The 3,938-nt window shown below is 66.5% G+C and carries 3 protein-coding genes and 2 pseudogenes; 3 read left to right on the forward strand and 2 right to left on the reverse strand.

Annotated features, from left to right (window positions below; all coding sequences use genetic code 11):
• Positions 1 to 130 (forward strand): annotated as a pseudogene (locus tag JYJ84_RS38030) (DUF1853 domain-containing protein); the annotation flags it as partial.
• Between the two features lie 18 nt (positions 131 to 148).
• Here the strand turns inward: JYJ84_RS38030 and thiD are convergent.
• Entirely contained in the window at positions 149 to 958 is an 810-nt protein-coding gene (thiD, locus tag JYJ84_RS30440) for a bifunctional hydroxymethylpyrimidine kinase/phosphomethylpyrimidine kinase (protein WP_122945716.1), read from the reverse strand.
• 58 nt (positions 959 to 1,016) lie between these two features.
• Positions 1,017 to 2,324: a lysophospholipid transporter LplT gene (lplT, locus tag JYJ84_RS30445; RefSeq protein ID WP_122945715.1), complete on the reverse strand. Its 1,308-nt coding sequence runs from the start codon at positions 2,322 to 2,324 to the stop codon at positions 1,017 to 1,019.
• Between the two features lie 218 nt (positions 2,325 to 2,542).
• On the opposite strand from lplT, the gene alr reads away from it, so the two are divergent.
• Both alr and JYJ84_RS30455 read left to right on the forward strand, forming a co-directional pair.
• Positions 2,543 to 3,613, forward strand: coding sequence for an alanine racemase (gene alr / locus JYJ84_RS30450; protein ID WP_122945714.1), 1,071 nt, complete (start codon positions 2,543 to 2,545; stop codon positions 3,611 to 3,613).
• 11 nt (positions 3,614 to 3,624) lie between these two features.
• Positions 3,625 to 3,938 (forward strand): annotated as a pseudogene (locus JYJ84_RS30455) (DNA repair protein RadA); the annotation flags it as partial.

Raw genomic sequence — 3,938 nt, forward strand, 5'->3', positions numbered from 1 at the left:
CGAGGCCCCCGCGCTGATCGGCATTCATGAAAAGGGCCATGACGGCACGTGGCGCGAACGGGCGCGCGGCTTCGTCGTGCCGGACGACTGGCCGGTACGCGCACAGGCGTTCGCGGCGCAGGATCACTGACGCCGCGTCAGCCGGCGCTCACCACCAGCGATGGAAGTGATGGACAGGGCCGACGCCGTGGCCGACGTCGAGGTGGCCGCTCGCGGCGATCGCGCCGGTCAGGTAGGTCTTGGCTTCGCGCACCGCGCTTTCGAGGTCGGGTTGCTGCGGCAGCAGTGCTGCGATCGCCGACGACAACGTACAGCCCGTGCCGTGCGTGTTGCTGACCGGCACGCGCGCGCCGTCGAGCCGCACGGTGTGCGTCGCTTCGACGAGCCAGTCGGGGCTCGCGGACGCGTCGGGCAGGTGGCCGCCTTTCATCAGCACGGCGCGCGCGCCCGTCCGTAACAATGCCTGGCCTTGCCGGACCATGTCGGGTTCCGTGGTTGCGGGCACATCGTTCAGCAGCGCGGCCGCTTCGGGCAGGTTCGGCGTCACGACCGTCGCGAGCGGCAGCAGTGCCTTGCGCAACGCGTCGACGGCATCGGGCGCGAGCAGCGCATGCGCGCTCTTCGAGATCATCACCGTGTCGAGCACGACGAAGCGCGGCGCGTAGCGGCGCAGCGCGTCGGCTACCGCGTGCACGATCGCCGCATTCGCGAGCATCCCGATCTTGACCGCATCGATGCGGATATCGCTGAACACCGCGTCGAGTTGCGCGGTCACGAACGCCGCATCCGGCGCATGCACGCCGGTCACGCCGCGCGTGTTCTGGGCGGTCAGCGCAGTGATCACGCTCGCGCCGTACGCGCCGAGCGCGGAAAAGGTCTTCAGGTCGGCCTGGATGCCTGCGCCGCCGCCCGAATCGGAGCCGGCGATCGTCAGGATGTTGGGTATCGGGTGCGTCATCGGGGCAGCGCGCCGGTTCGAAGACCGGCGCTGGCGGACGGAAACGGAAAGTGTAGCGTCAGTGCCGCGATTCGCCGATCAGCGCGACCGAGTCGAACTGACGCTGGTTCGCCTGGTGGCGGCGCATCACGAGCCACATCGTCAGGCAGACGAACGTGCCGAACAGCACGATCACGACGCCGACCGGCACGTCGAGCCACACGAGCACCGCATACAGGCACAGCATCACGAGCACCGACAGGTTCTCGTTGAAGTTCTGCACCGCGATCGAGTGGCCGGCCGACAGCAGCACGTGGCCGCGATGCTGCAGCAGCGCGTTCATCGGAACGACGAAGTAGCCGGACAGCGCGCCGACGCAGATCAGGAAGATGTACGCGATGATCAGGTAAACCGGCAGGCGCAGGTGGCCCAGGTGCGCGGCCCAGTGCGGCGGGAACAGGTCGCGCGAATAGAACGCCATCAGCATCACCGCGATGCCCATGATGATGCCGACCGGCAGCACGGTCAGCGACTTCTTGAGCGGCACCCGGCTGGCCGCGGCGATCGCGCCGGCCGCGACGCCGAATGCGACGACTGCCTGCAGCAGCGCACCCTCGGACAGCGACATGCCGAGCGACACCTCGGCCCATTTCAGCACGATGAACTGCAGCGTCGCGCCTGCGCCCCAGAACAGCGTCGTGACCGCCAGCGAGATCTGGCCGAGCTTGTCGCGCCAGAGCACCATGAAACAGTCGGCGAAGTCGGCCACCAGCTTGATCGGCCCATGTTGCTGTTTCGGGTAGCGCGCGCCGGTATCGGGAATGCGCAGATTGAACAGCGCGGCGATCACGTAGATCAACAGGATGACCGCGATCGCGGCTTCGGCTGGCGTACTGATCCACGCCGGCGTATGCGCGATGACGTGCGACGCGATATGCGGACTGATCAGCGCGCCGCCGAGCACGGTACCGAGGATGATCGAGCTGACGGTCGTGCCTTCGATCCAGCCGTTCGCCGCGACCAGCCGGTCGGCCGGCAGCAGCTCGGTAAGAATGCCGTATTTGGCCGGCGAGTAGGCCGCTGCGCCGAAGCCGACGATCCCGTACGCGATCAGCGGGTGGGCGCCGAACAGCATGATCAGGCAGCCGATCACCTTGATCGAGTTGGTGATGAACATCACGTGGCCCTTCGGGCGTGAATCCGCGAAGGCGCCGACATACGCCGCCAGCACCACATAGGACAACACGAAGAACAGCTTCAACAGCGGTGTCATCCAGTTGGGTGCGTGAAGGTCTTTCAGCAGGGCTATGGCGGCGATGAGGAGCGCACTGTCGGCCAGCGACGAGAAAAACTGCGCGGCCATGATGGTGTAAAAACCTTTTTTCATCTGATGCGATGCTTTCGTCGCTGCGGCAGGGCCGCGTAGGCCGCCTGGTATGCGATCGGCTTATTCCGTTCGAAATGGGTTGTGCGCACGGCTTTATAACATGAAAATACGCCAATTCGGACTAGCAAGATTCCCCGATCGTTCCGCAAATTGTCGGCTTCAGTGCTCAAAAGGCGCGGTAAGCTGATGATTCGCAAGCGTCTTTACGTAAATTTCCCATGCCGCGCCCGATCTCCGCCACCATCCACACCGCCGCTCTCGCGAACAATCTCTCCGTCGTCCGCCGCTTTGCCGGCCCGTCCAAGGTCTGGGCGGTCGTCAAGGCCAACGCGTACGGCCACGGTCTCGCCCGCGCGTTTCCCGGCCTGCGCGGCACCGACGGTTTCGGCCTGCTCGACCTCGACGAGGCCGTCAAGCTGCGCGAGCTCGGCTGGGCCGGCCCGATCCTGCTGCTCGAAGGGTTCTTCCGCTCGACCGACATCGACGTGATCGACCGCTACAGCCTGACGACGACCGTCCACAACGACGAGCAGATGCGGATGCTGGAAACGGCACGGCTGTCGAAGCCCGTCAACGTGCAGCTCAAGATGAACAGCGGGATGAACCGGCTCGGCTACCTGCCGGAAAAATACCGCGCCGCGTGGGAGCGCGCCCGCGCGTGCCCCGGCATCGGCCAGATCACGTTGATGACCCATTTTTCGGATGCGGACAACGAGCGCGGCGTCGCCGAGCAGCTCGCGACGTTCGAGCGCGGTGCGGAAAACATCGCCGGCGCGCGCAGTCTCGCGAACTCGGCGGCCGTGCTGTGGCATCCGGACACGCATTTCGACTGGGTGCGGCCGGGGATCGTGCTGTACGGCGCGTCGCCGTCCGGGCTGTCGTCCGATATCGCCGATACGGGACTGAAGCCAGCGATGACGCTCGCGTCCGAGCTGATCGCGGTGCAGACGATCGCGAAGGGGCAGGCCATCGGTTATGGCTCGACGTTCTCGGCGCAGGCGCCGATGCGGATCGGCGTGGTCGCGTGCGGTTACGCGGACGGCTATCCGCGCGTCGCGCCCGAAGGCACGCCCGTGATCGTCGACGGCATCCGCACGCGGATCGTCGGCCGCGTATCGATGGACATGATCACGGTCGATCTGTCCCCGTGCCCGCAGGCAGGCGTCGGCGCGCGCGTTGAACTGTGGGGCAACGCGCTGTCGATCGACGACGTCGCCCGCCATTGCGGCACGATCGGCTACGAGCTGATGTGTGCGGTCGCCGGCCGCGTGCCCGTGCGCGCGGAATAAGGGCGTTGCGCGTGGCCAAACAGAAAACCGTATACGTCTGCAGCGAGTGCGGCGGACAGACCCCGAAGTGGCAGGGCCAATGCCCGTCGTGCCAGGCCTGGAACACGCTGGTTGAATCGGTCGCCGAATCGCCGGCTGCCCATCGTTTCCAGTCGCTCGCGAAGCGGGCGCCCGTCCAGCGTCTCGTCGACATCGAAGCGGCTGACGTGCCGCGCTTCTCGACCGGCATCGGTGAATTCGACCGCGTGCTCGGCGGCGGGCTGGTCGCCGGCGGCGTCGTGCTGATCGGCGGCGATCCGGGCATCGGCAAGTCGACGCTGCTGCT

This window comes from Burkholderia sp. LMG 13014 (genome assembly GCF_905232215.1).
In the GTDB taxonomy this organism is placed as follows: Bacteria; Pseudomonadota; Gammaproteobacteria; order Burkholderiales; family Burkholderiaceae; genus Burkholderia.